The organism is Saccharibacillus endophyticus (assembly GCF_013185185.1).
In the GTDB taxonomy this organism is placed as follows: Bacteria; Bacillota; Bacilli; order Paenibacillales; family Paenibacillaceae; genus Saccharibacillus; species Saccharibacillus endophyticus.
Genome location: NZ_JAAZWE010000005.1, coordinates 148932 through 174933, shown reverse-complemented (window position 1 = coordinate 174933; position 26002 = coordinate 148932). Strand labels below are relative to the sequence as shown.

Sequence of the window (26002 nt, the reverse complement as noted above, 5' to 3'; positions counted from 1 at the left end):
AGCGTACAGTTTTGACCCGAATCATACAGGTTCCGAAAAGTCTTTTGCACTCGGGTGCGAAGGGCTTTTTTTGTTGGGCGAGAGAAGAGATGCAGGCTTGTATATTTTTTGTAGATGCGGCTCTGGTATGCTTTTCCAGAGTCGCCAAGGTGGCATGGCAGGCAAGGCTTCAGACCATTTTAACGGGAGGGGTAATGAATTGTTTAAAATGAGAAAAGGCGTGGGCATGAAGGGGTTCAAGCTCGCGATGGTGAGCATGCTGGCCTTGGGAAGTTTGACGGGGCTAGGCTCGAAAGCCGTGGAAGCGGCAGGACCGGAGCCTGTTCCGGGCGGGGTCGGAACAGGACTGATTTCGTGGGTGGACGTCGGAAAAAGCACGGATAAGCAGGAAGGCGAGAAAATCGCGACGCTGACGGATTTGGCGCCGCAGATCAACCGGACATGGACGAATGTTCGTAATAGCGCGACTTATAAAGCCTCTGCGTTAAATTTTAATCCGGCTTATGAAAGTCCGTCCGCAAGCGCAGATTACTTTACAAGTTTGGCAACAGAAGAATTTGCAGCAGATCGAACTAATGAAAGAGAAGTATTTTCTGTTCAGGCCGCAGGCACGAAAGGGTACCCGTGGGAACTTGGGGGCACGTATGCGGCTTCGAGTAAATATCTTTCTACCGAAATATCTTCTTATTTCGGCTCTACCGCATACCGTACGTTTTCGAATGCTTCCGGCAATGTGGACTTGAAGAAAGCGAACATACTCAATATGTCGAGCATCTCGGGCGAATGGGTCATGAATATCAGCGGCCGTCAAGTTCTCAAGGATAACAATAATAGCGTAAATCTCGTGAGTCCGGTCAATACGACGAATTTCTATTATTTCGGCGCGGGACATAATTCGGTGCTTGACGCCCCCACACCGGAAATGATCGTGTTCGATCATAAACTTTCGGACGAAGATCGACAAAAGGTCAACAGTTACCTGGCTATCAAATACGGCATCACCTTAAAAGATGACGCTCAAGCGAGCATCGATTATCTTGCCAGCGATTCGGGCCTGATCTGGGATGCAAGCGAGAACCCGGGCTACGGATACCGGATTACCGGAATCGGCAGAGACGACGCGAGCGGGTTGGAGCAGAAGCAGTCCAAAGCGCAGGATGCGAACGCGATCTTAACCATCGCGCTGGGAGATAAGGTCGAGGATTCCAACGCAGCCAATGCTTCGGATTTCGCATCCGACAAATCGTTCTACACGTTCAGCGATAACGGAGAAAGCGCCGGTTATTTGCTTGACCTGAACCTTGCTAAGGATTCTTCCATGCTAGAATTGAAGCAAATGCCGCGTATTCATAAAGTGGAAGCAAGCGGTGCTTGGACCAATCAGGCCATTACTTTAAAATTGGACGGCGGAAATCGACAGTTGGGCCGACAGTATTATCTGGTCGCTTCCGAAACGCCGAATATGAACGATTTTAAGCTGTTGCTTCCGTTAAATTCTGACGGTGAGGTTACATTGAACAGCGACGAACTGAAAAACGGCATGTATTTCACTTTTGCCGGTACCGCGAGTCATGATCCGGGAGGCGTCGCTTCGCCTACATTATGGATGAGATCCGACCGGGGCATTCAACAAAACAGCGGCGAAAAGGTATCGGAGTGGAAAGACCTCAGTCTTTTCGCCAACGATGCGTCCCAGCCGATCCAAGCCGCGCAGCCGACCTATTGGGACGACGCGGCACACAATATCAATTTCAATCCGGTATTGGATTTCGCCAGCAATTATCTGAATTTGAATGTGAATAAGCTTCCGCTCGGCAAAAAAGCCCGAACAGTGGTCAGCGTGGCCAAATCCGATACAACGGCAGGAATCTCTTATATCCTTGCTTGGGGAACGTCGAATGGAAACGCGCGTACGGGCGCAGGTGTCGTTAGAGTCGGCACGCAAGCAGGGTTGACGCCTATGGACTCGGAAAAGACGCAAACCATGTATTCTTATGAGGGCTTGGTAAATACAACTTCTCCTTATGAGCAGTTCCTGACATGGACCGGCGGGGAAGGGACGGACACAAATAACGTGGCTCGGCTTTACAGCAAAATGAAGCCGGTAGAAGATGATCGACCCGAGGGCTACGGACAGGTCGGAAAGCCTAAAGATTGGAATACGGGAATCGATCACGGGGCAGCAATCGGTAAAGTCGTTCCCGCTTCCGCAGGGTATTGGGACGGAACCATTCTGGACATCATTGTCTATGACCGCGTGCTCACCGATCTTGAACGTCAACAAGTCAGCACTTATCTGGCGATCAAACACGGATACACGATCGCTCCGGGCAATCCGGACGATACGTCTTATATCGATTCCCGGCAAAACAAAGTCTGGGACTCGGCCGTCAACGGCGCGTACACGAATCGCATCACAAGCATCGGCAGAGACGATGCCAGCGACTTGAAGCAAAAACAATCGAAAGCCCAAGAAGAAGGAGCTCTAGTTACCCTTGCGTTGGGCAACGAAATCAAGGCAACCAACTCGGCTAATCCGAATGAATTCGCTACCGATCTTGCCTTCTTTACTTTCGGCGATAACGGGGCAAGCACGGATTACACGCAAAGCATCGAACAAGCTCAGGACGTGTCGCTCAAACGGATGGAACGCCTCCATAAAGTCGACACGAGCGGCTGGACCGATCAAGACGTAACGCTCCAGGCGGGTATCGCGCAGCGGGATGTTTCGCAGCCGGAGCAATATTATCTGGTGGTCGGCGATCAGGAAAATCTCGGCAATGCGAGTTTCCTCCCGCTGGATGAAAACGGCCGGATCACGTTAAGCGGCAACCAGCTGTCCGAAGGAGACTTCTTCACCTTCGCGCATGCGGACAAAACGGCGCTGGGAACGAAAGTGTCTTCGGTCGATAGCGACCTGGGAACGCTGAAACAAGAAGATTATACGCCTGAAAGTTGGACGGCTCTGCAAGCCAAGCTGACGACGGCAAAAAATCAGTTGGGCAATCCGCAAGCCTCGCAGGCACAAATCGATCAGGCGCTCGAGGAGTTGTCCGAAGCGTATGAGGATCTGCAACTGCAGGGAGCGACTTTCGAAAACGCGGTGTTGGAAAAAGCAGTGTCCGGCTCGCGCATCGCGATCACTTTGGATCGCGGCGTGACCTTTAACGGCGGGACGCCGGCAGGCTTTACGGTTCGAGTGGGCAACACCGACGTTCTGATCGATCCGGCAAACATTACCATCGATCCGCTTGACCCGACTCGGGTGCTGATCGGACTTCCGTCGGATCTCGATCTGACGAATATCGATCAAGTCGGAGTGTCTTACGACCAGGCAGCGGGAAGTTTGAAAGGGCTGAACGGCGGCTCTGTAAGCAGCTTCGACGAAACGGCGTACAGCGGATTAGGCGCCGCTCTGACGATCACGCAGCCGGACACGGTTACGGGCGTCGTTTACGACGGATCGTTCGCGGGCATGACCGAACCGGGCACCGAGTCGTTGACGGTCGTGATCCGCGACGCGCAAGGCAATATCGTAACCGGAGCAGGCGGTGACGCGGTAATCGATCCGATAACCGGAAACTGGAGCTTCTCTTCGAAGCAGCAGCTTCCTCCGGGAAGCTACACGTTGGAAGTAACCGCCGTGAAAGACGGTCAAACCGCAGTAAAGACGCGTAAATTTACCGTAACCGACAAAACGGCCCTTCAACAACGAAGCAACGAGATCGTCGGCGAGAATCTTAACGGCACATCTTACACGCCTGCGACCTGGAACGAATTGCAGCAAGCCTTGAACGAAGCTGCGCAAGTCTTGAATGACAAAACGGCTACCCAAGCTCGGATTGACGCGGCACTGAGTCGCCTGAACGCGGCCCGCTCGGGACTTACCCTTGCATCGACGGAACCGTCGAATCCGACGACGCCTGTCGTTCCGCCTTCCCAGCCGTCTGCTCCTCCGGTCGTCTCGGCACCTCCGGTATCGACGGCGCCGACCAAGCAGATTATTTCCGTGGACGTGGCTTCGGGCTCCGCGGACCTGAGCGACATCACGAAGGTCGAGTTGGAACGCACCACCAATGCCGACGGCTCGCTAAGCGACCTTGTTGTTTTCACGCCGACCAAGGCGCAGGAAGCGATCGACAAGGCGCTGGCCAAAAACGATCCGACGGCCCGGATTTTGATTCCGGACCCGAGCGATGCGGTATCCGAAGTGAATGTTAATATTCCGAAAGAAACCGTGGCGCTGCTGCAAAAGAACGCGATCGATTTGGAGATTCATAATCCGAACGGTACCGTGATCGTACCTGCTTCTTCGCTGCAAGGTTGGACGGACGATCTGTACTTCCGCCTCGTGCCGATCAAGCAGCAGCAAGAGCGTCAGCAAGTCGAGAATCGCGCCGTCACGGAACAAGTGGTACGCGAACTGAGCGGCAATGAAGCGGCGAGAGTCGTTTCCAGACCGATGACGATCGAGACTAATATTTCGAGCCGTCCGGTTACGTTGGTTCTGCCTTTGGACGGAACCAAGCTGCCGACAAATGCGACGGAACGCGAGAGTTTCCTGCGCGAACTGGGCGTCTATATCGAGCATAGCGACGGAACCAAGGAAGTCGTGCGCGGCGAAGTCGTGACGATGGATGAGGCCGCGGCGGGCAGCAACAAACTCGGCCTGCGCTTCGGGATTCAAAAGTTCAGCAACTTCACGATCGTGCATTTGGGCGAATCGCGGCACCACCAAGCTTATATCCAAGGTTATACGGACGGCACGCTGCGTCCCGACAATAAGGTGATTCGTGCCGAAATGGCGGCAATGCTGACGCGCCTGGGCATGCTGGAATCGCCGACGGCATCTGCGAAAGCTTCGGCCTTCAGCGATTCGCGCAACCGTTATTGGGCACACGATTACATCGGGCAAGTCGTCGAAGCCGGCTGGATGAAAGGCTATGTCGACGGCAGCTTCAAGCCTGACGGCGCAATTACGCGCGAAGAAATGGCTTCGATCGCGTTCAACTATCTGGGCCTCGGCAAGGGCGAGCCGTCCGGTTCGTTCCCGGACGTGCGTGCCGACGGTTGGTCCGGCGGAATCATTGCCGCCGTTCAAAGCAAGGGCATCATGACGGGCTACCCGGACGGAACTTTCCGCCCGCAGCAGGAGTTGACCCGCAGCGAAGCCGTTACGATTCTGAACCGTCTGTTCGAACGCGGACCGCTGCACGGCGCGCCGACATCGAACTGGCCGGATGCGCAGCCCGGACATTGGGCTTACGCCGATCTGATGGAAGCGGCATTGGATCATGCTTACGCAGACCGCGACAATGGCGGAGAAGAATGGACATCCGCAAATTAAACAGCGGTACAAATCCCCGTTTCGGCAAAGCCGGGCGGGGTTTTTGCTACACCGACTTACACCTTCGGGAAAGGGGAATGAAAGATGAGGGCGCTGCTGGTAGAAGAAGAACGTACGGAGCTGCTGCGTTTAAAAGCAATGCTGGAGCAAGAGGACGGAATTCAGGTTGTGGGCATGTCGGAAAAAGGCGCCCGGCTCGAAGAACGATTGAAAGAATGGGCACCGGATATCGTGTTCCTCGATCTGGACGCGCAAGCAAACGGCGGGTTGGAGTTGGCGGCCCGAATCCGTGCGGCCGATCCCGTGGTCGATATCGTATTTACCGCGCGCTCGGATCGCCATGCGCTTGAAGCTTATACGGTATATCCTCTGGACTATATGCGCAAGCCCGTCGATCATACCCGTCTTGCGCGGACGATCGGCATGGCCCGCCGAAGATCCGAGCACGGCGCGCAGGCCATATCGGACGGAGCTGCCGATTCGCGGCTTGTTTGTCTCGGCTCGCTCACGATTCGGCGCCCGAACTCGGAAACGGCTTATCCGAGATGGAGAACGACCAAAGCGCAGGAATTGTTCGCCTACTTGTTGCATCATCGGGGACATATGGTCAGCCGGGAAAGCTTGTTCCGCTTGCTGTGGCCGGAATTCGATGCCGAGCGCGCAGCCGCGCAGCTCTATAACACGATCTATACCATCAGGGCGGTGTTGAAAAGCGAAGGACTGCATATCACGATCGCCAAAGGAGGTCCGGCGGCGGGATATCGATTGGATCTCGGAACGGTTCGGCTTGACGTCGATCTATGGGAGCAATCGCTCCTTGCATTATCCTCGCTCGGCCGGGATACCGCGAGCCGGTACGAGACCGTGTTGAACGCGTATACCGGAGATTACTTGCAGGAATCGGAGTATGGCTGGGCGTTGGAAGAGCGTCTGAGACTGAGGGAACTGTGGCTGGATAACGCCTGTCGCTTGGCCGGATTCTACCGTTCGCACGGAATGGACGAAGAGGCAAATTCGATGTTGCAGCGGCTCCACTTGACGCATGTCCTGCCAAGCTTGATGCCGATCGAACATGCGTCTGCAGCTGAACGTTCTTGATCCGAACGTGTTCCTTTTCAAGCTTGAAGCTCTCCGATCCGATCGGAGGGCTTCTTTTTGCGCCGATGTTCGGCGTAGAACCGTATAAAATCTCGCGTGCATGGAAAGAAAGCGGCGCTATGCTGCAATCGGCCAAAGAAGGAATTCTTGCGGTGAACCGAGAAATGCATATCCTTATGGGCTTGAACCCTGTGAAGCGCTATGTTCGTTTGAGCATTTATTTGCAAAAGCCGTTCCGAGCCTCCGAATCGAAGCCGGTGTCGTGACCGCGCAGGTCAAAGAGCCGTTCATGACCGGAGTCTAATTGCTGCTTATTTGCGAATCCGAATCGACTAACGGAAAAGGAGAAGACCCTATGAAACGCAATGAAATATTGTACGATTTCGAGCCGGGGGATTCAGTTCTCAACCAGGCTCCGTTTACGGATGACGAGGCCCGATATGATCTTGTGCACGGGATTGCTTCCGATCCTTCGTCGCTTCGTTTGAAGGCCGGGGATCATCGGCTGCTCTTCGTGCGCACTCCGGGGCGGAACGGCTGGCTGTGGATCGATTCGAGCCTGAATCAAAAAGAACGCGAACGGCGGATGCTGGCGCTTATGCAGGAGACGGATCGCCGGGGAATCCGACTCGGCGGCGTGCACGGCAAGCCGGAGACGGTCGTTTTTTTTGCTGAACACTATGCGCAGTCGCATGGTTTGGACTATCGATCGAATATGGAATTGGAATCCTACGTCTGCAGGGAGGTACGTCCGCCGTCGGGCGTTGAAGGCAATACGCGCATTGTTTTGCCGGATGACGCCGACGTCGTTGGCCGGGGCAGCCGAGGAGCTGGCTTCTTCGGGCAATCTGTACTTCTGGGAAGCGAACGGAGAGCCTGTCGCGATGGCCAACATGGCTCCGGCTTCTCCGAGATATCGCCGAATCAATGAAGTCTATACGCCGCGCGAGTTTAGGAAGAAAGGTTACGCGAGCGCTTTGGTATCCGATATCTGCCTTCGCCTGAACGCGGAAGGGATCACGCCCGTATTGTATGCCGACTGCGCGAACCCGGATTCCAATGGCGTATACCGCAAGATCGGTTTTAAAGAAAACGGTCGGTTATTGGATACTCGGTTCGCAGAGCGAACAGCGGAATAAAAATAGAGATGTGGTCCGAGGGGGAGAGCGATTGAACAAGACCGATCGAATGTTGGCTATTTTGCTCCGCCTCCAACGGGAACGGACGGTTCGGGCAGAAGATCTGGCCGAGACGTTCGAGACGAGCGTTCGGACGATTTATCGGGATATGCAGGCTTTGAGCGAAGCGGGCGTTCCGCTGCTCGGTACGCCGGGAACCGGATATTCGTTGGTGGAAGGATATTTTCTGCCTCCTGTCATGCTGACCGAAGACGAAGCGCTGGCGGCATTGATCGGAGCGGATCTGACAAAGCGGTATTTTGCGGGGAAAGTGCGTAGAGGAGCGGAGACGTTTGGGGAAAAGCTGGAGCATATCCTGCCGCCCAATCTGCGCGAGGAAGTCCGACACTTGCGCGAGACGGCCAGGCTGGCGCCGGATCGGGCAGCAGAGCAAGATGAAGCCGAGCTGGAACGCGCCGAGCTTTTACGGGAAGCCGTAATGCAGAAAAGAAAAGTCGAATTTGCCTATGCGAAAGCGGGCGAGGAAGATTCGATCGCCGCGCCGGAGCTGCGACGCACGGCCGACCCTTATGGAATCGCGCTGGTACGCGGCGTCTGGATGCTGATTGCGTACTGCGACCGTCGCCGCGAAATTCGTCATTTCCGCGTTTCCCGTATCGCTGATTTGCAGCTCAAGCCGGAACGTTTCCTTCTGCCGGATGATTTTCGCTTGTCAGACTATCGGGGCAAGGATGATCGGACGCTGCAAGCGGTTATTCGCGCCGACCGCTCCGCGGCGGAGCGGGTGAAGGAACTGCGCTCTTACTATCTGGAACGGATCGAACCTGCCGATGAAGGATATTTGCTGCATTTTCGAATGCGACAGATCAAGGATCTGCTTCCGCTGGTGCTCGGCTTGGGCGCTTCGGCTGAAGTAGTCGAACCCGAGGAATTACGCGTTCTGCTTCGAAATGAGCTGCACGATATGTTGAAGCGCTATGAGTCGTAGAGTGACTTCGGTGTTCATGCTTGCGAAAAAGCGATATTTCGCTTCCCGCGCAAACGCAACTTCCGAGAAACGCTACTCCGCTGCCGGAAACCGATCCAGGATCATCGTTTCCAGCAGCCCATAGGTCTTCTCCAGATCCAAATCGGGATAAAGCAGCTTTTGAAGCGCAAGGCCGTCGAAGCAGGCGAGAAGAATGGCGGACAAAGACTCGCGCTCCTGATCGCCGAGGCCAAGCAGCGCGGAATCCAGCACGCCGGCGATGCCTCCGCGTCCGACCTCCAGCAGTTGCGAGACATCGCCCGCAAGCGTCGCATCCCGTAATCCTTGGGCAAAAAACTCATAACGAAGTTTGTACCACTCCGGGCCGTGCTCGTCAGAGGTCTTGCGGGGCGCGCCTTCCTCGGCTCCGAACAGCTCGGATGAACGTCCCGGCATCGTATCCCCGAACTCCTCCTCGTACCGTTCGCGGCTCTGCTTGACCACCTCGCGCAAAATTTCTTCTTTGGTTTTGAAGTAGTAATGAATCAGGCCGGGAGCGGGAAGCCCGGCCTCTGCCGCGATCTCCTTGATCGACGAACTTTCGTAGCCTTTTTCTGCAATCGTTCGTGCTGCCGCTTCAACGATTTGCCTCTTGCGCGGATTCTTTTTCATGCGGCCCCCTTCTTTCCTATAGCGTTGACAAGGTCCTGGCGTTTCGTTGCATTTAGCGTAGCAGGTCGCCCGAACGGCCGCAATCGCGTTTTGCGCAAATTTGCGCGAGCCGTCTACGCAAATCGGAACTTTCGAATGGAAAAACCGTGTATAATCTTCAGTGAAAATCCGTTTTCGAATGATGCAAACAAGCGATCACAACGCGTGCAGGGCCTTATGCGCCTTGTCCGGGTGAACAGAAATGAGAGCGATACGATGTTGAAAAAGTGGCTGATCCTCATATTGGCTGTCTGTTTGATCATTATTGTGCCTGCGGTCGGGCTCATGGATATGATGACGTCGCAGCGCGGCCTGCCTCGTGCAGAGGATGGCAAGGTCGATTTGAGCGGCTGGGACTATGCCGAGCGCGGCGCGGCCACGCTGAACGGAGAGTGGACCTTTTATCCTGGACGGTTGGTCGACCCTGCCGATTTGACGGAAAAAGCATCGGGAGGGACGACGCTTCAGGTTCCGGGCGCGTGGAACGATGCGATGCCGGACGGTCCGCTCGGTTACGGAACTTATCGATTGGAGATCGATCTGGGTCAGTCTTTCGATGAAGATTTCGGACTGCGTGTCTCCAATGTTCGGATGGCAAGCCGGGTCTTTCTGAATGGAGAAGAAGTCGGCGGAAGCGGCATGCCTTCGGAAGATCGTGCCTTGGATATTCAGAAAAACGTACCGTACACCGGCTTCGTTCACCTGAGCGGGACCAAAGCGGTGCTGGCGGTGCAAGCCTCGAATTTCAGTTACGCCTCGGGCGGGATCTTCGATTCGATTGTCATCGGACCGGAAAGCGTCATTTTGCTGGATAAGCAGGGGGACTGGATTCGGGACTTTGCTTCGATCTGCGGATTCTTTTTGCCGGGCATGCTGTTCTTGCTGCTGTATGTTTTGCACAAGCGCGAGCTGCCTCAGCTTTTCCTTGGCCTATTTTGCATGCTCACAGTCATCTATGTCTTGACGCACGGGGAAAAGCTGCTCGATTATTTCCTGCCGAACATGCCGTATATGGCGATGCTTAAGCTTCAGGCCGTGTCGTCGAACCTGATCTATCTGTTTCTGATCGCCTATATGGATGCACTGATTCCGGGGATCATTCACAAGCGGGTGCTGCAAGGATATGCTTCGCTGGCTATATTGGGAGCAGTGTTGGGTTTGGTGCTGCCGATGCCGATCTTTTCGATGATGGAAAGCCTTCTGCTCTCCGTGGCTTTCCTCAGTTTGGCCTATACGGGCTGGGTGATGATTCGCTGGGTAAAAAAAAGCGCGGAGGATTGGTATCTGGTCACGCTGGGCCTGATGAGCATTTGCGTATTCATCTTGCTGAATCTTATCTATCTCATTGCCCAAGCGGATACGCGATGGTTGGCGATCTACGAGCTGGTGCTGTTCGTGCTGGCTCAGACCGTGCTGTTGATCCGCCGCTTCGTCCGGGCGTTTGCCGATGTGGAGCGATTGTCGGGCCGTTTGCTGACGCTGGACGGTTTGAAAGACGAGTTCATGGCGAATACGTCGCACGAACTGCGGACGCCTCTGCACGGCATTATCAATATTGCGCGCTCCATGCTGGAAGGGGCGGCAGGGCCGGCTTCGGCCAAGCAGCGCGAGAACCTGGCGATGATCATGACGACGGGTCAACGGCTGTCTCTGTTGGTCGGTGATATTCTTGATTTCTCGAACTTGAAGGAAGGCCGTATTCGTTTGGATGTGCGCACCTTGCACTTGCCTTCGGTTGTCCGTTCGGTGATCGAGGTCATGACCTACACGCTGGAGAACAGGCCGATTCGAATCGTGCAGGAGTGTCCCGAAGATCTGCCCGGCGTGCGAATGGATGAAGACCGATTACGGCAAATTCTTTATAATCTGCTGGGCAATGCGGTCAAATACACGGAGCAGGGCGAGATTCGAATCGGCGCGTCGATTGATGGCGATCAGGTGAAGGTCGAGGTTTCCGACACCGGGATCGGAATCGAGCGGGAGCGCTGGCCTGACATTTTCCGACGCTTCGAGCGTACGGACGAAGCTTTGGGGATGGAAGGAACAGGACTCGGACTCAGCATTACCCGACAGCTCGTTGAATTGGGCGGCGGCCGGATCTGGTTGGATTCGACGCCGGGTGAAGGCACAAGTTTCTTTTTCACCCTTCCCGTATCTTCATCCGCGCCGGAAGCTTCCAAGACTGGCGTGTTGGCGTTCGCCGAAGAGCTGCACTCCGGAGGCACGGTTCCCGAAGCTCCGGAATTTGCGGTTGCGGATGCCGGACGCGTGCTCATTGTCGATGACGATCCGGTCAATCGGCGGGTGCTGCTGAATCTGCTGGCGACTGCCGGTTACGAGGCAGAGGCCGTATCCGGCGGAGCCGAAGCGCTCATATTGATGGAGGAAAAGCCCGGCTTCGAGCTGGTGGTGACCGATTGGATGATGCCGGGCATGTCGGGTCTTGAGCTGTGCCGCCAATTGCGCGAGCGTCATACGCTGGCCGTATTGCCGATTCTGTTGCTCACCGCGCGAGGGCTGCCGGAGGACATCCGGGCAGGCTTCGAGGCGGGCGCCAGCGACTTTCTGAGCAAGCCTGTCGATGCCGGCGAATTGAGGGCACGCGTTCGTACCCTGATCGGAATGCGCCGTTCGGCGGAAGAAGCGATTCGCACGGAGATGGCGTTCCTTCAAGCCCAGATCAAGCCCCACTTTTTGTACAATGCGCTGAACGTGATCATTTCCGCATGCAGCACCGATCCCGATAAGGCGATTGATCTGCTGATCGAACTGAGTCACTATCTGCGAGGGAGCTTCGACTTCCACAACCGGGATCGGCTTGTACCGCTGCAAAAAGAGCTGGAGCTGGTCGAGGCTTACGTGGCGCTGGAGCAAGCGAGGTTCGATGATCGACTGGTCTTTGAATATGAAGCGGATGATCTGGTGGGCGTGTTCGTCCCTCCGCTCAGCATTCAGCCGCTGGTCGAGAATGCGGTTCGTCACGGCGTGATGCAGCGTTCGGCCGGAGGCGTGGTCCGATTGGAGATTCGGGATACCGGTTCGACGGTGTCCGTACGGGTTAGAGACAATGGAGTGGGTCTTGCCCCGGAGGATTTCGACGAGATTATGGCCGGTCGAATGGGCGGCGTAGGCCTGCGTAATATTCATCGTCGCCTCTCTGCTTTGCATGGGGCGGCGTTGCGACTCGAATCAGCTTTTTCCGAAAAAGAAAGCGGTACGGAAATCGGATTCGACCTTCCCAAAAATTTGGTTTTGCAGTGAGGAATTTCCATGTTTCTTGTTCAGAAAATGTTCAGCCCTTTCGGGTATGCTAAGTACGAGTACCCGCGTTTTCCGGGAAAGGGATGAGAATCATGCGGATTTATCTATTGGATGGCGACCGGGAATCGCTGGCACGGACAGCCCGCATGTTGGGCGGTTATCCCGATGTCGAATTGATTGGAAGCTCCTATGAACCTGAAGCGGCATTAAGCGAAGCACTGGGGCTTGAACCCGATGCTTTATTTATAGAAACGCGTCTTGGCTGCATTTCCGGACTTGCGGCTTCGGAGCGCCTCCTGCGCGAATTGCCCGGCTTGCGTGTTGTTTACGTGACGTCAAGCCGTGAATACGCGGTTGAAGCTTTTGAACAACGCGCATTCGATTACCTGCTTAAACCGCTGACGCTGGAGCGACTGGAGCGGACGATCCTTCGTCTGCGGCGTTCCTGCGGAAGCCTTATTCATACGCAGCAAGAAAGACTAGATAAAGTGGAGTGATACGGATGCGAGCAATGCTGATCGACGATGAAAAGCCCGCGCTGACACATCTTGAGCGGCTGATTCGTGCCGATGGGCGACTGGAGCCTGTAGCGCTGTGCACATCGGCCCGCGAAGGTATCGAATGGTTGGACAAGGAACGGATCGATGCCGTATTTCTGGACATCGGAATGCCGGAGATGAACGGATTGGAGGCAGCGGAGCATATCCAGCAGCGCTATCCCGGCATTGCGATCGTCTTCGTCACGGCGTATTCCGATTATGCGGTAGAAGCGTTCGACTTGCAGGCGATCGATTACCTGCTCAAACCTATCGGACCTGCGCGCTTGCAAAAGGCCATAGCCCGAATCGTTCCGGACTCTTCGGAAGCGGAGGCTGCTACTGCGGGGTTGATCGATGCTGCTTCAAAAAAATCAGAAATGCCCGGCGTTCTGATGTTCCGTCGGCTGGAACTCTATGATTCCGCAGCCTGCAAGGTTCATCCCGTCAAGTGGCGCACCGCCAAGTCGCAGGAACTCTTCGCCTATCTTCTGCATCAGGGCGAGCAATGGGTACCGCGGGGCGAGCTGACCGATCTGCTCTGGCCAAGCATGCCGGGCGACAAGGCCGCTACGCACCTGCACACCTCCGTCTACCAGATTCGCAAGCTGCTGAAGGAGAGCAAGCCGGAGATGGCCCTTGAGTATCGCCAAGAGAGCTATCGCCTGCTGCGCGGCGGCGTAGAGACGGATGTTGAACGTTTTGAACGCGAATATGAAAAGCTGATCGGTTCGGTAAAAGGAAAAATAGATCCGGCCGAGGCCGTGTTGGCATTATGGCAAGGCGGCTACCTGGAACATCACGACTACCTGTGGGCCGAATCCCGAGCCGAAAAGCTAAACCGTCAACGCTTCCGCCTAGCCCTTGAGCTGGCCCAAGAAGAAAAGGCCGCAGGCCGAACCGACGAGGCGATTCGTCTTCTAACCTCTCTTCAAGAGGAAGAACCCTACGCCGAAGAAATCTGCCGCCAACTCATGTCTGCCTATGAATTCGCCGGCAACAAACGTCTGGCGCGCGAATGCTACCGTGCATTCGAGCAGCGCCTCGAAGAAGAACTGGGCGCAGAACCCGAGCCTTTGACTCGTCAGGTGTATGAAAGATTGGAAGAATAAAAGAAAACGGCGCATCGAATAGCTAGGTTTGCGGAATCCCGGCGAACAGCGTATGCAAATGTGTGCAAAGCATCAACAATTTCACCAGTAGCTTGACCAACCTTAATCATAGGTTTACGACTTTTCTTTTGAAATGCTGACTTTTGATCAACATTTTGCTTCGTTTTGGCTCAAAATCCAGTGCCGAAACACGCTAAAATATGCACAAAAGGTCAATATTGCAACGCATAACGCATAACGCATCCTACAGCCGTGCATATAAAAACAGCGTTCCGGAATCTTTCCCGGAACGCTGTTTTTATGTTTTAATCTATACCCCACACCGCGAAGCCAGTGTTAGGCCTTGGAGGCAGTCCGATTCGTACCGCGTATAGCGGAGGGGGAATTCAGTGAAAGCCGCCTTTGAACTCGGAAAACTTCCACTGAAATTCCAATCGGTTTTCCGAGTGAGACAGCGACTTGAACGAATTCCCCCGCAGCGCCCCAGCGCGCCTCCACGAATAGGACTTCTCCGGAAGCTTTACTCAGGCTTCGCAACCCCCGGCACCGCACATGAGCCGTCCGAACATCCGTCCAGACCCGCCGAATCGTCGCCGAGCACCGTCAATGCGGGACGCTCGCCCCACGCACGCTCCAACGCTTGATCGAACACGCTGTCCGGCTGCGCGCCGGAAACCGCGAACTTGCCGTCCAATACGAAGAACGGCACGCCGCGCACGCCGAGCTGCATCGCTTCGTTTTCATCGGCCCGAACCTTGTCGCCGTAAGTATCGGATTTCAATACCGCCAATACTTCTTCTTTGTCCAGACCGGCTTCCGCGGCCAGTTTCGCCAGCTCTTCGTGGTCGCCCAGGAATGCGCCTTCCGTGAAGTAAGCTTGCATCAGGCGCTCGGTCAAAGCCGGCGACAGTCCTTTTTCAGCCGCGAAATGGGCCAGGCGATGCGCATCGAACGTATTGGTGTAACGCATATTGTCGAAATCGTAATTCAGGCCTACGCCGCGCGCCGCTTCGCCGACGCTGCGGTTGGAATCCATGGCCTGCTCGCGGCTCATGCCGTACTTGCCGGCGAGCAGATCGTGAATATCGCCGTTATGCTGCACCGGAGAGTTCGGATCGAGTTCGAAGCTTTTATAGACGACTTCGACCTGATCTTTGTTCGGGAAACGTTCCAAAGCGTGTTCAAGACGGCGTTTGCCGATATAACAGAACGGGCAGACATAGTCCGACCAGACTTCGATTTTCATGGGAAAAGACTCCTTTTGGCGACGGATGCTTTTTCGACCGCACCCGAATCGCTGAATAATGGATGTTACTTTACAATCATTCGTTACATTATAACACCAACTGAACTTTGAATATAGCATGGTTTTGTTCGTAGTAGGAAAGAATGAAGTCGCGAAAATTTTCGGCCGAAGAAGACAATGTCCGATGTTTGCTCCAAGACAAGCCTACAGGGTACGTGGCCGAATCGTCCGCGATTTCGATATGATTCAGCCCCAATGCCCGGCAAATCGAGATCGGAAGCAAAGCCACGCCTTGATCGAGCTTGATGATCTCGACCAGTAAATGCGAGTCGACCTGGAAAGCGATATTCGGCACAAAGCCGGCTTTTTCGCAAAGCAGCGTCGTAAAATCCCGATATTCCGCATTGTTGGCCAACGTAACGAACGGTTCGTCGGCAGCGCGGCTTAGCGGGATTTTGTTCGAGCCCGTTAATTTGTGGTTCGAAGGCAGCGCCAATACGATGTCTTCGTCCACCAAAACGCGGCTTTCGATTTCTTCGTCTTCGATCGGATGGCCCGTTATTCCCAGATCGATGTCCCCCTTTTTCAAACTCGTGCATATTTCGCTTTTGACGCCTAAGGCTTGAATGATTTTCGATTCGGGAAAAAGGTTGATATAGTCGCTGATCAGTCCCGTAAGGAATCTCGGATTGGTGATCGCGATGTTCAACGTTCCGGAAATCAGCTGCTCTTCCGAATGAATTTCCCGTTTCGCGTTTTCGATCTCGGTAAAAATCCGGTTGACGTGCTTCAAAAGAATTTTTCCCGAAGGACTCAATCGAATGTTTCTTCCCGTCCTTTCGAACAGGGCCGTGCCCAATTCGTCTTCGAGTCTTTTGATGGTAAGGCTCAAAGAAGGCTGCGCGATATTCAGCTGCTTGGCTGCTTTGGAAACGTGCTCCGTATAGGCAACCGTCTGAAAATATTTGAGCTGAAGCAGTTCCATTCGCATCCCTACCTATTGATTAGAATAAATGTATACATAACTAATTATATATTAGATTAAATTTAAAACCAGAGGTACGATGAATGAACAGTATAAAACTTCAAGCGACAACAAGGAGGGCATTATTCCATGAAAATCGATGTGGCCAACATAGCGAAAAATCTCAATACGCCGCTGACGGCGCCCGCCTACCCTTTACCGCCTTATCAATTCATCAACCGGGAATACCTGAACATCGTTTACCGCACGGATGTCGAAGCATTGCGTGCAGCGGTACCGGAGCCTCTGGAAATCGTCGATCCTTTGGTCCGGTTCGAAGTGATGTGGATGCCCGACGTTTCCGGTTTGGGCGCTTATACCGAAGCCGGGCAGGTCATTCCCGTCCGATTCGACGGCGAGGACGGCGATTACGTGCATTCGATGTACGTGGACAACTTTCCGGCGATCGCAAGCGGTCGGGAACTTACGGCTTATCCCAAAAAGTTGGGCGCGCCCAAGCTTTACGTGGACTCGGACACTTTGGTCGGCACGCTGGATTACGGTTCGCTTCGCGTCGCGACGGCGACCATGGGATATAAGCATTTCGAGATGGATAAGGAAGCAGCCAAAAGCGAAATTTGCCGACCTAATTTTATGGTGAAAATCGCGACGGATTACCAAGGGAATTTACGGATTTGCGACTTGGTGCGAACGCAAATTACCGACATCGAGGTCAAAGGAGCATGGAGCGGACCGGCAAGGCTTCAATTGTTCGAACATGCCCTGGCGCCTCTTGCGGATTTGCCCGTGTTGGAAGTCGTCTCGGCATCCCATATCCTGACGGATTTGACCTTGAATGCCGCGCAGCCCGTGTACAACTACTTAATGGCTTGACCAAATTAAAAGTAAGGTTACGCCAACCTGAAACGCACCTAAAGCGTGTGCGTTTCAGGTTAACGTAAGCCTCCGATCAAAGTTGGTCAAGCTACCTAGAAAAACGATAAGGGGGATTATAGAATGAGAATCGCGGTTTTGGGAGCAGGTTCGTTGGGAACCATAGTCGGAGCTTATCTGGCTTCCGGAGGCATGGACGTCGAGTTGATCGATGCGTATCGGGAACATGTGGACGCCCTGAATCAAGCCGGTGCGAAAGTAACGGGGACGACGGAATTTCATGCCGAGGTAAAAGCCGTTGCGCCCGAAAACAAGTCGGGAAAATACGATCTGGTCCTGCTGTTGACCAAGCAGTTGTACAACGACTCCGTTCTTGCGGAACTGCTTCCTTTTTTGAACGAAGACAGCGTGGTATGCTCCTTGCAAAACGGGATACCCGAACAAAAAGTAGCTTCGATCGTCGGAGAAAAACGCGTCATTGCAGGTTCCGTCGAGTTCGGCGCAACCTTTATCGAGCCGGGCGTCTCCGCGCTTACGACCGAATACAATCAATTCAAGCAGTACGCTTTTCAAATCGGAGAACTGAACGGCGAAACGACGGAACGCATCGAACGCATCCGATCGGTGTTGGAACTTGTGGGCGGTACTCACGTTTCCGACAACCTGGTCGGGACGAAATGGTCGAAACTGCTGATCAATAACGCGTTCAGCGGCTTATCGGCAGCGTTGAACGGGATGTACGGGGATATTCTCGACCATGAGATCGGCATCGAGAGCGCGGTTCATATCGCGGACGAGACGATCAAGGTCGGGCACGCGAACGGCATTACCTTTGCCAAAATGGGCGGATTCGACGTGGAATCTTTGGAATTGAACAGCGAAAGCGATATTCCGGAACGCATCCTGACTCTCCGGACAACCATGGAACCTTCCCGGCTGCTAAGAGCCAGCATGCTTCAGGATCTGGAAAAGAAACGCAAGACCGAGATCGATTATATCAACGGCGTCGTTCCGGCAATGGCGGAAGGAACCGGCATCCAGACGCCTTTTAACGATCTGGTCGTCGCGCAAATCCAAGCAGCCGAAGAATCCCGAACCGTGCCTGATTTCGATACGAATATCAAGGCATTCAAACAGCTGCTCAGCTTGAAATAAGCTAAAGTGTTGCGGATCGTCCGATCCCCGAATCCGCAAAAAAAAGACAGCCTGCAAGTCGCGTCGCGACTCGTAGGCTGTCTTTTTCGTGGGAACGATCCGGGTCGATCATACGGAATCGTTCAAGATGCAGCTTCGGCAAGACCGCTTGCCGGGATGAATTTCCGACTTAAGCGCGCGGTTTGAAAATGCCGAACGCTTTGCCGATCGGCAGGAACTCGCGTCCGAAGTGGACGTTCAGCACATTGGCTCCGCAGCCGTACAGCGATACGATGCCGATCGCCAGTTCCGCGTAAGCGGCCAGGCTATGGAAGAACTCCGGCGCGCCGAACGCGTCGAGCGTCAGACCGAGGAACAAGACGTCGATCAGACAGAAGATAATGAACAAGACTTTGTTCGTCTCCATTGCTCCGATCGTCATGAACAAGGTGAAGACCAGATATCCGGCAAAAGCAAAACCAAGCTGTTTGCCGTCGACGGCACCGGCAAGCTCGGGACCGAACGTGCCCATTTTCATCAACCAGTTGGTCGCCATGGCGAACCAGAAGAAGGCGTAGGCGGCGAAAGCGGTCATGCCGAACGTGTTATTGTGCTTGGCATCCTGGATGCTGGCGAAGAGCTGGGCGAAAGCGCCCAGGAAAACGGCCCAGGAAGCGGCGTAGCTGAGGCCTTCCGTCAATCCGAGCTTCTGCGACGAAGCAACGAGCGTAACGATGGCCAGACCGAACAAGCCGATCGCGCCGGGATCGGCGGTAACGACTTTGACGGTGGAAGGTGACGGGTGATTCATAGCTTTAATTATTCCTCCAACAATACAAGATAGAAAGCAAGTGATTTCCGAACGGTTCCGTTCTTTGTGGAACTCAACTGACCTATTGTACTCGAAAAGAAAGACGAAATGAATATGGAAAATCGCGTTTTGACGAAAAATTTTCGAAAAAATGCAGTGCTTCGAAGACTGGAGGCGCTTACGAGACTTTATATGTATGAAAAAACATAAAAAAGCCTTATTTGGAGACGGATGATTGGGTGGTTTTGCGGGGGTACGCTGCGGGAAAAATTCGTTCAAAACGCTGTCTCACTCGGAAAATAAGATTGGGTTTGAATAAGGAATTTTCCGAGTTCAAAGGCGTTTTGACCTGAATTTTTCCCTCCGCTCGGCGCTCCTCAAACTTTTTTTGAGATGAGAGAAAAGAAAGACCGCCGAAAAATCGGCGGTCTGGAAACAATATAAAGGATGAGGCCGCAAAGCAAAAGGAACGAGCGAATGCTTCGCGGAACGGTCAGGCCTAATCGCGGAACAGGAAATCGATCTGTTCGATTTGTTCGGGCGTCAGTTTGACGTCGAGCGTTTTGAGGTTGGCCGCGACCTGCTTGTCGTTTTTGGCGCCCGGGATGACGGAATCGATCGCGTCTTGGGTCAGGTACCAAGCTAGGACGACGTTAGAGATGTCCGCTCCTTGAGCGTTGGCGATTTCGCGCAGGCGGTTTACTTTTTCCACGTTGCGTTTGAAGTTGTCGCCTTGGAACATCGGGTTTTTGAGTTTGCTCTCGTCGAGCTTGTCGTCTAAGCCGTATTTGCCCGTCAGGAGACCGGAAGCGAGCGGGAAGTAAGGGACGAACGAGATGTTGTTTTCTTTGGCGTAAGGCAGAAGCTCGGCTTCGGCGCCGCGTTTGAACAGGTTGTATTCGCCCTGGAACACGTCGACGTGACCGTCCTTGTTGGCTTCGCGCAGTTGGTCGATCGAGAAGTTGGAGACGCCGATCGAACGGATTTTGCCTTCCTGCTTCAGCTTCGCGAGTTCGCCTACCGCTTCGTCTTTCGGCGTATGTTCATCCGGGAAATGGATATAGTACAAGTCGATGTAGTCGGTACCGAGACGCTTCAAGCTGGCCTCGACCGATTCTCTCAGGAAAGCCGGGGAGTTATCAAGCTCGACGCCTCCGTCGACGATTTTGTGCGCGCCTTTGGTGGCGATGACGATCTCGTCGCGATGTCCGTAAGCTTTCAGCACCTCGCCGATCAGCTCCTCCGAACGTCCGGGTCCGTAGATGAACGCCGTATCCAGGAAGTTAATGCCGCTTTCCAAAGCCGAGCGAACCGACGCTTTGCCGGCTTCTTCATCCAGATCAGGGAAAAGGTTATGCCCGCCGACGGCATTGGTACCGAGGCCGATCGGGTTCACTTTCAAACCGCTTTTACCCAAAGTTGCTTTCTCGTTCACTGCTTTCGTCATTGCAAAACCCTCGCTTTCCGTAAATGAATGCAAAAATAAATTCGAACCGCATCTGTATATTTTACCCGTAAAAAGAGCTGACGTAACTGTCCAAGCTTAAAATCCGATTAAAAAAGTCGGGAAATGAAAATACGGCGAACGGAAGCTTTCCGTCCACCGTATTTTTGAATCCGATCATCCGTTTATCGCTGCGGGATCAATCGACTTTCGCCCCGTAAGAACGCATAAACAAAACAGCTTGGTCCCGATCCATGCGTACGTTTTTGACGTCCAACGCTTTGAAATCGACTCCGTCCAGTACGGCATCCCGCAGATCCGCGCCTTGCAGCTTGGCATTCCCGAGCATGCAGCGCGTCAGGTCCGCCCCGCGCAGATCGGCTTTTTGCAGGCTGGTCTCGGACAGGTCGGCTTCGAAAAAGCGCGCCCCGCGCAAATCCTGCCGGTCCAGGCGTGCGTGGCGCAGGTTCGTATACGACCAATCGCCGCGCACCACCGTGAATCCGTCCAGCTTGGAGCCTGCGAAGTCGGACCCGGTCATTTTACAATTGTCGAACTTGGCTGCAAATAGATTCGCTTCGGTAAACTTGCAGTTCTCGAACGCCGATTCGATATGGATCGAGCCGTTCATCGCTGCACCCCGGAAGTCGCATTCGGTGAAGCGGCAGCCGCGGGTGAGAATCTCTTCGAGCGAGCCGTGCGTAAAGCGGCAGCGGACGAACGTGCAGTTCGTCAGCTCGCCGTCCCGCAGTTCCTGCGCGCCGAAATCGACGTCCTCGTAGCTGCGGTTTTCATATTCGAACATGTTGAACCTGCCTCCCGTTTAGGCCTGACGCTCGAACGCCTGCACCACTTCCAAAATGACTTCCGTTGCTTTGACCATATTGTCGGCGGACACGTATTCGTAACGGCCGTGATAATTCTCGCCGCCCGTGAAAATGTTCGGCGTCGGCAGTCCCATGTAAGACAGCTGCGAACCGTCGGTGCCGCCGCGGATCGGACGGATGTCCGGCGTGATATTCAGCTTTTTCATCGCGTCGCTCACAAGGTCCACGATCTCGATCACCGGCTCGATTTTTTCGCGCATATTGTAGTACTGATCGCGCAGTTCGAGCAGCACGTTCTCTTCGCCGTACGTCTGACGGAATTCGCCCGCGATGGTTTCCATCAGCTTTTTGCGACTTTCGAAGCTGTCACGGTCGAAATCGCGGATGATGTACGACAGCGTCGTTTGATCCGTGCCGCCGTTGATATCGAGCAGATGGAAAAAGCCTTCGTAGCCTTCCGTGAATTCCGGCGATTCCTGCTCCGGCAGACGACGGTGGAATTCCATCGCGATCTTGGCGGCGTTGATCATTTTGCCTTTGGCCGTGCCGGGGTGAACGCTGACGCCTTTGATCGTGACTTTGGCGGCTGCGGCGTTGAAGCTTTCGTATTCCAGCTCGCCGAGCGGCCCGCCGTCCATCGTGTACGCGTATTTCGCGCCGAACGCTTGCACGTCGAAACGCTGCGGTCCGCGGCCGATCTCTTCGTCCGGAGTAAACGCGACGCGCAGCTTGCCGTGCTTCAGCTCCGGATGCGCGATCAGATGGTTCAGCGCCGTCATGATCTCCGCCATGCCGGCTTTGTCGTCGGCGCCGAGCAGCGTCGTGCCGTCGGTGGTCATCAGCGTGTGGCCCACGTAGTGCGACAGCTCGGGGAACTCGCGCGGGGAAAGCACGATGCCGAGTACTTTGTTCAGCACGATGTCTCCGCCGTCATAGCTGTCCACGATCTGCGGATTGACGTTCGCGCCGCTCAGTTCGGTTGCCGTATCCAGATGGGCGAGGAAGCCGATCACCGGAACGTTATCTTTATCCGTATTGGCTTCGAGCGAAGCCATGACATAGCCGTTCTCGTCGAGTGTAATTTCAGTAAGGCCCATCTCCGTCAGCTCGCGCACGAGCTGCTCGGCCAGCTTCATTTGTCCGGGCGTGGACGGGCAGGTCTCGCTTTCTTCGTTGGACTGCGTATCGAAACGGGCGTAGCGGTCGAGACGTTCGATCAGCTCTTGTTTCATGGGTGGGTTCCTTCTTTCCGTTGGGCCGATTCCGGCGCGATCAGGCACGAACCCCCTTCGCCTTACAAGTGAGGGAAGGGGGTCGCGAGGCCATGGAACACTCTGGATCGGCGTTTCGATTTGGCGCTCTTTTTGAAAGGACAGAGACGCGCATACCGTTATTTTAGCATGAAAAAGGGTTTCGAAAAAAGCCTGCGGCGTGCGGTTTGATCGGTTCAAAGCTGGCGCATTTTGCGCGAACATGCGAAAATACACGTTGCATCTTATCAGGCCGAATCAGGAAAAAGAACTCCTGCGATCCGGCATTCGGAGGTTGGACACATGAATATATCGCTGGTTGTTTTTCAAGGGCCGAGCGCTTCGGGGAAAACGACGCTTCAGGCCTTACTGGGACTGCCGCGCATCGTCACTTGGACGTCGAGAGCGCCGCGCGAAGGCGAAATCGACGGCGTCGACTACCACTTTGCGGAACGCGAGACGCTGGAGCGGATGATGAACGAAGGCAAAATGCTGGAAACCAGCGAGTATCGCGGCCATTTGTACGGTACCTCGTTGGCTTCGATCGAAGCCGCCGCAGGCGGCGACGGACTTCGCTCCATCGTGCTCGACCCGAGCGGCGCGCGCGTAGCCAAAGCCCTGCTCGGCGAACGCGCCCTGATGCTCGGCGTCTCCGCCTTGCGCGCCGAATGCGAAGCCCGCCTGCTGGCACGCGGCTCCGACACCGGACAAATTACCGCGAGGCTGGCGGGCTACGACGAAGAAATATCGGCGCTTGAAAGCTGCGACCTCATCATCCGCAGCGGCGAAGGCGCTCTGGAACGCGCAGGCGAGATCGTCCGCGCACTACGCCCCATGTTGGGCATAAAATAGAAAACAGCCGCGTCCGATGATGGAAGCGGCTCAAGCTGTGTTCGAAAGTCGCGTGGGTGCGGAAAGCGAGAAGACTCCGAGAAAAGTTGCCGGACGCGAAGTCAAGAAGAACTTTTCTATCCGTCTTCTCGCTTCCGGCTAGGTTAAGCTTTTTAATACTCTGCGGCGTCGCAATGCCCGTCTGAGGCGAACCTTGCTGCTTATTATGACTTTTCGCCAATTTTGCTGTACGAGATCGGAATCGGCATTGATTCGTCGTCTCGGTCTGAGCGATAAACGACTCGAGATGATAGGGCAAAACAGGCACGGCGATGCTCGGATCTCGGAGCGGTTTATCGGGCTGAAGCCGCGTCCCCGCTCGCTTGCTTAGTTAGAAAAGAACCTTTGTTCAAAGAAGGAAACGTTTGCTTTTGAATCCTCGCTGTGTTAAGATATCAAGTAATAGCGGTTGGGCAGTCCAGATTCACATATTGGAAAGGGTTGTCATGTTTGGGGTATGGTACCTTTTCCAATGTGTGATTTTTTTATATCCCCACGGAGCATAAAAAATGCATGTTGCCGGAACTTGGATATCCACCAAAGTTTCGGAAATAACTTTTTGGAGGTTTTCTTTCATGGAAACAGGAACAGTAAAATGGTTTAACGCAGAAAAAGGTTACGGCTTCATCGAAGTTGAAGGCGGAAGCGACGTATTCGTTCACTTCTCCGCTATCCAAGGCGACGGTTTCAAAACCCTCGACGAAGGCCAACGCGTAGAATTCAACATCGTTGAAGGCAACCGTGGACCACAAGCGGAAAACGTAACTAAGCTGTAAGAATACAAAGAACGGACTGCTCTTAACTATGAGTTGAGAGTGGTCCTTTTTTCAGTTTAATCATTGTCATTTTTTCAACACACGTAAAATCCGGGACCGGCTGCGGCCCCTATCCGATAACGGGGAGGCATCGAGCATGTATTTTCGTAAAAAGCAGGACGAGGAACTTGTGAAAGAAAGCACCGCGGTATGGAGTTGCGAGAAGGAAGACTGCAAAGGCTGGATGAGAGACAACTTTTCGTTCGAAGACGAACCGACTTGTCCGATCTGCTCGTCCCCGATGAAACGGGACACCAAAATGCTTCCGGTACTGGCTAATCCGACAGGAGAACCTAAACCGGAGAACAAGTAGACCGGGACGCTCGCCTTCCCAATGAAGGCGGGGGCGTTCGGCCTCGCATAGAAACGAGACGAAAAATCGTCTTCGGTACGAAACGCCCGGTAAACGGGCGGCGAACCGAAGACGATTTTTTGCGTTTTCCGAAGCGTGAGAAACCGCGTCGATAGTCCGGCATATGGCGTATAATGAGGTCAAAAGATAAAAGGACATCGTTCGCGAGTCCAACATCCTGTAGGGGGAATGTTCATGGAAACGCGTCATGTAAAGATCACGGGAACGGGAAGATACTTACCGGGGACAGGGATTTCGGCAGAAGCCATCGATCTTCGGCTCGGCACCGAGCCGGGTTGGGTGATGAGGAAGACGAGCGTAGCCAATCGGCACTTTGTCGAAGAAGAGACGGCTTCGCAGATGGGGGCCCATGCCGCTCAAGAAGCGTTACAAGCAGCAGCGCTGACTTTCGCGGACATCGATTGCCTGGTTTGCGCCAGCGGCACGATGGAGCAGCCGATTCCATGTACGGCGGCTTTGATCCAAAGAGCGCTTGGCGAAGAGGATTCCGGCGTGCCTTGTTTCGATATCAATTCGACCTGTTTGAGCTTTGTGACGGCGCTGGATACGATGTCTTATTTGATCGAAGCCGGGCGCTACCGCCGCATTCTGATCGTCTCTTCCGAGATTGCCTCGAAAGGACTGAATTGGAGAGATAAAGAAAGCGCGGCGTTATTCGGGGACGGGGCGGCAGCCGCCGTCGTGGAACGTTCCGCGGAAGGAGAGCCGGCGCGGATCTTGAATGCCCGGATGACCACGCATAGCGCAGGCGCGAAACACTCCGAGATTCGGGGCGGCGGCAGCGGGATTCCGGCAGGATCGTATCGCGAGGAGACGGCGGCTGATTATCTATTCTCGATGGACGGGGAAGCCATCTTCCGCCAAGCCTCTCGCTTGCTTCCGGATTTCATGGAGGGATTGCTGGGCAGTGCCGGACTTGCGATGGCAGATTTCAAGCTTGTCGTGCCGCACCAGGGCAGCGTCATGGCGATGAAGCTGCTGCAGCGCAAGCTCGGAATCTCGCAGGAACAGATGCTGTACATCGCGCCGCATTACGGCAACGTGATCGCGGCTTCCATCCCACTCGGACTGGATATGGCCGTGCGCGAAGGCCGACTGGAACGCGGAGACAAGGTGCTGTTGATCGGGACTTCCGCAGGCTTGTCGCTGGGCGGCGTCGCGCTGGTTTATTAAGCGGCAAAA

General features: G+C 54.5%; 21 protein-coding genes. 14 read left to right on the top strand and 7 right to left on the bottom strand.

Translation table 11 applies throughout. The features are described 5' to 3' along the window. Nucleotides 1-127 precede the first annotated feature (127 nt). The 5 genes from HRQ63_RS26305 (at nt 128) to HRQ63_RS18160 (ending at nt 8572) form a co-directional block, all read left to right on the top strand. Nucleotides 128-5347, top strand: a complete 5220-nt coding sequence (locus HRQ63_RS26305; RefSeq protein ID WP_342355261.1) for a DUF8202 domain-containing protein — start codon at nt 128-130, stop codon at nt 5345-5347. 84 nt (nt 5348-5431) lie between these two features. Next, nucleotides 5432-6445: a response regulator gene (locus HRQ63_RS18170; protein WP_172246414.1), complete on the top strand. Its 1014-nt coding sequence runs from the start codon at nt 5432-5434 to the stop codon at nt 6443-6445. A 355-nt stretch (nt 6446-6800) separates the two neighbouring features. Then, nucleotides 6801-7376, top strand: coding sequence for a hypothetical protein (locus tag HRQ63_RS26025; RefSeq protein WP_229714320.1), 576 nt, complete (start codon nt 6801-6803; stop codon nt 7374-7376). Then, nucleotides 7276-7584 carry a GNAT family N-acetyltransferase gene (locus HRQ63_RS18165; protein WP_483407257.1) on the top strand — a complete coding sequence of 103 codons (309 nt, stop codon included), beginning with the start codon at nt 7276-7278 and terminating at the stop codon, nt 7582-7584. Before HRQ63_RS26025 ends, HRQ63_RS18165 begins: the two co-directional genes overlap by 101 nt. Nucleotides 7585-7615: 31 nt before the next feature. After that, nucleotides 7616-8572, top strand: coding sequence for a helix-turn-helix transcriptional regulator (locus tag HRQ63_RS18160; protein WP_172246410.1), 957 nt, complete (start codon nt 7616-7618; stop codon nt 8570-8572). Between the two features lie 72 nt (nt 8573-8644). Here the strand turns inward: HRQ63_RS18160 and HRQ63_RS18155 are convergent, their stop codons facing one another. Then, nucleotides 8645-9223, bottom strand: coding sequence for a TetR/AcrR family transcriptional regulator (locus HRQ63_RS18155; protein ID WP_172246408.1), 579 nt, complete (start codon nt 9221-9223; stop codon nt 8645-8647). Nucleotides 9224-9478: 255 nt separating this feature from the next. Here HRQ63_RS18155 and HRQ63_RS18150 point away from each other — a divergent pair, with 255 nt between their 5' ends. The 3 genes from HRQ63_RS18150 to HRQ63_RS18140 all read left to right on the top strand — a co-directional run bounded on the left by HRQ63_RS18150 (nt 9479) and on the right by HRQ63_RS18140 (nt 14171). Beyond that, nucleotides 9479-12523 (top strand): hybrid sensor histidine kinase/response regulator, encoded by a 3045-nt coding sequence (locus HRQ63_RS18150; RefSeq protein WP_172246406.1) that lies wholly within the window; start codon nt 9479-9481, stop codon nt 12521-12523. 92 nt (nt 12524-12615) lie between these two features. After that, nucleotides 12616-13020 carry a LytR/AlgR family response regulator transcription factor gene (locus tag HRQ63_RS18145; RefSeq protein WP_172246404.1) on the top strand — a complete coding sequence of 135 codons (405 nt, stop codon included), beginning with the start codon at nt 12616-12618 and terminating at the stop codon, nt 13018-13020. 5 nt (nt 13021-13025) lie between these two features. After that, entirely contained in the window at nt 13026-14171 is a 1146-nt protein-coding gene (locus tag HRQ63_RS18140) for a response regulator (protein ID WP_172246402.1), read from the top strand. 520 nt (nt 14172-14691) lie between these two features. Here the strand turns inward: HRQ63_RS18140 and HRQ63_RS18135 are convergent. Both HRQ63_RS18135 and HRQ63_RS18130 read right to left on the bottom strand, forming a co-directional pair. Continuing rightward, complete coding sequence (locus HRQ63_RS18135; RefSeq protein ID WP_172246400.1) at nt 14692-15417, bottom strand: DsbA family oxidoreductase; 726 nt, start codon at nt 15415-15417, stop codon at nt 14692-14694. Between the two features lie 88 nt (nt 15418-15505). Next, nucleotides 15506-16402: a LysR family transcriptional regulator gene (locus HRQ63_RS18130; RefSeq protein WP_172246398.1), complete on the bottom strand. Its 897-nt coding sequence runs from the start codon at nt 16400-16402 to the stop codon at nt 15506-15508. A 129-nt stretch (nt 16403-16531) separates the two neighbouring features. On the opposite strand from HRQ63_RS18130, the gene HRQ63_RS18125 reads away from it, so the two are divergent. Then, a complete protein-coding gene (locus HRQ63_RS18125; protein ID WP_172246396.1) occupies nt 16532-17275 on the top strand; it encodes an acetoacetate decarboxylase in 744 nt (247 codons plus the stop codon). Between the two features lie 123 nt (nt 17276-17398). Beyond that, a complete protein-coding gene (locus HRQ63_RS18120) occupies nt 17399-18430 on the top strand; it encodes a ketopantoate reductase family protein (protein ID WP_172246395.1) in 1032 nt (343 codons plus the stop codon). Nucleotides 18431-18599: 169 nt separating this feature from the next. On the opposite strand, the gene HRQ63_RS18115 is transcribed toward HRQ63_RS18120, so the two are convergent. The 4 genes from HRQ63_RS18115 to pepT form a co-directional block, all read right to left on the bottom strand. Further along, entirely contained in the window at nt 18600-19220 is a 621-nt protein-coding gene (locus HRQ63_RS18115) for an acetate uptake transporter (protein WP_172246393.1), read from the bottom strand. A 499-nt stretch (nt 19221-19719) separates the two neighbouring features. Then, on the bottom strand, nt 19720-20667 hold the full coding sequence (locus HRQ63_RS18110; protein ID WP_216673988.1) for an aldo/keto reductase: 948 nt from the start codon (nt 20665-20667) through the stop codon (nt 19720-19722). A 196-nt stretch (nt 20668-20863) separates the two neighbouring features. Continuing rightward, nucleotides 20864-21469 (bottom strand): pentapeptide repeat-containing protein, encoded by a 606-nt coding sequence (locus tag HRQ63_RS18105; RefSeq protein WP_172246391.1) that lies wholly within the window; start codon nt 21467-21469, stop codon nt 20864-20866. A gap of 18 nt (nt 21470-21487) precedes the next feature. Further along, entirely contained in the window at nt 21488-22723 is a 1236-nt protein-coding gene (gene pepT / locus HRQ63_RS18100; RefSeq protein WP_172246389.1) for a peptidase T, read from the bottom strand. Between the two features lie 321 nt (nt 22724-23044). Between pepT and HRQ63_RS18095 the strand changes: the two genes are divergently transcribed. The 4 genes from HRQ63_RS18095 (at nt 23045) to HRQ63_RS18080 (ending at nt 25993) form a co-directional block, all read left to right on the top strand. After that, nucleotides 23045-23593, top strand: a complete 549-nt coding sequence (locus HRQ63_RS18095; RefSeq protein ID WP_172246387.1) for a guanylate kinase — start codon at nt 23045-23047, stop codon at nt 23591-23593. Between the two features lie 614 nt (nt 23594-24207). Continuing rightward, nucleotides 24208-24408: a cold-shock protein gene (locus HRQ63_RS18090; protein ID WP_018976919.1), complete on the top strand. Its 201-nt coding sequence runs from the start codon at nt 24208-24210 to the stop codon at nt 24406-24408. Between the two features lie 136 nt (nt 24409-24544). Beyond that, a complete protein-coding gene (locus tag HRQ63_RS18085; protein WP_037286799.1) occupies nt 24545-24760 on the top strand; it encodes a cold-shock protein in 216 nt (71 codons plus the stop codon). A gap of 234 nt (nt 24761-24994) precedes the next feature. After that, nucleotides 24995-25993 carry a beta-ketoacyl-ACP synthase III gene (locus tag HRQ63_RS18080; RefSeq protein WP_172246385.1) on the top strand — a complete coding sequence of 333 codons (999 nt, stop codon included), beginning with the start codon at nt 24995-24997 and terminating at the stop codon, nt 25991-25993. Nucleotides 25994-26002 lie beyond the last annotated feature (9 nt).

Coding starts and splice junctions, on each gene's coding strand:
- HRQ63_RS26305 (WP_342355261.1), top strand. CDS start 128: ATGCTTTTCCAGAGTCGCCAAGGTGGCATGGCAGGCAAGGCTTCAGAC.
- HRQ63_RS18170 (WP_172246414.1), top strand. CDS start 5,432: ATGAGGGCGCTGCTGGTAGAAGAAGAACGTACGGAGCTGCTGCGTTTA.
- HRQ63_RS26025 (WP_229714320.1), top strand. CDS start 6,801: ATGAAACGCAATGAAATATTGTACGATTTCGAGCCGGGGGATTCAGTT.
- HRQ63_RS18155 (WP_172246408.1), bottom strand. CDS start 9,223: ATGAAAAAGAATCCGCGCAAGAGGCAAATCGTTGAAGCGGCAGCACGA.
- HRQ63_RS18150 (WP_172246406.1), top strand. CDS start 9,479: ATGTTGAAAAAGTGGCTGATCCTCATATTGGCTGTCTGTTTGATCATT.
- HRQ63_RS18145 (WP_172246404.1), top strand. CDS start 12,616: ATGCGGATTTATCTATTGGATGGCGACCGGGAATCGCTGGCACGGACA.
- HRQ63_RS18140 (WP_172246402.1), top strand. CDS start 13,026: ATGCGAGCAATGCTGATCGACGATGAAAAGCCCGCGCTGACACATCTT.
- HRQ63_RS18135 (WP_172246400.1), bottom strand. CDS start 15,417: ATGAAAATCGAAGTCTGGTCGGACTATGTCTGCCCGTTCTGTTATATC.
- HRQ63_RS18130 (WP_172246398.1), bottom strand. CDS start 16,402: ATGGAACTGCTTCAGCTCAAATATTTTCAGACGGTTGCCTATACGGAG.
- HRQ63_RS18125 (WP_172246396.1), top strand. CDS start 16,532: ATGAAAATCGATGTGGCCAACATAGCGAAAAATCTCAATACGCCGCTG.
- HRQ63_RS18120 (WP_172246395.1), top strand. CDS start 17,399: ATGAGAATCGCGGTTTTGGGAGCAGGTTCGTTGGGAACCATAGTCGGA.
- HRQ63_RS18115 (WP_172246393.1), bottom strand. CDS start 19,220: ATGAATCACCCGTCACCTTCCACCGTCAAAGTCGTTACCGCCGATCCC.
- HRQ63_RS18110 (WP_216673988.1), bottom strand. CDS start 20,667: ATGACGAAAGCAGTGAACGAGAAAGCAACTTTGGGTAAAAGCGGTTTG.
- HRQ63_RS18105 (WP_172246391.1), bottom strand. CDS start 21,469: ATGTTCGAATATGAAAACCGCAGCTACGAGGACGTCGATTTCGGCGCG.
- pepT (WP_172246389.1), bottom strand. CDS start 22,723: ATGAAACAAGAGCTGATCGAACGTCTCGACCGCTACGCCCGTTTCGAT.
- HRQ63_RS18095 (WP_172246387.1), top strand. CDS start 23,045: ATGAATATATCGCTGGTTGTTTTTCAAGGGCCGAGCGCTTCGGGGAAA.
- HRQ63_RS18090 (WP_018976919.1), top strand. CDS start 24,208: ATGGAAACAGGAACAGTAAAATGGTTTAACGCAGAAAAAGGTTACGGC.
- HRQ63_RS18085 (WP_037286799.1), top strand. CDS start 24,545: ATGTATTTTCGTAAAAAGCAGGACGAGGAACTTGTGAAAGAAAGCACC.
- HRQ63_RS18080 (WP_172246385.1), top strand. CDS start 24,995: ATGGAAACGCGTCATGTAAAGATCACGGGAACGGGAAGATACTTACCG.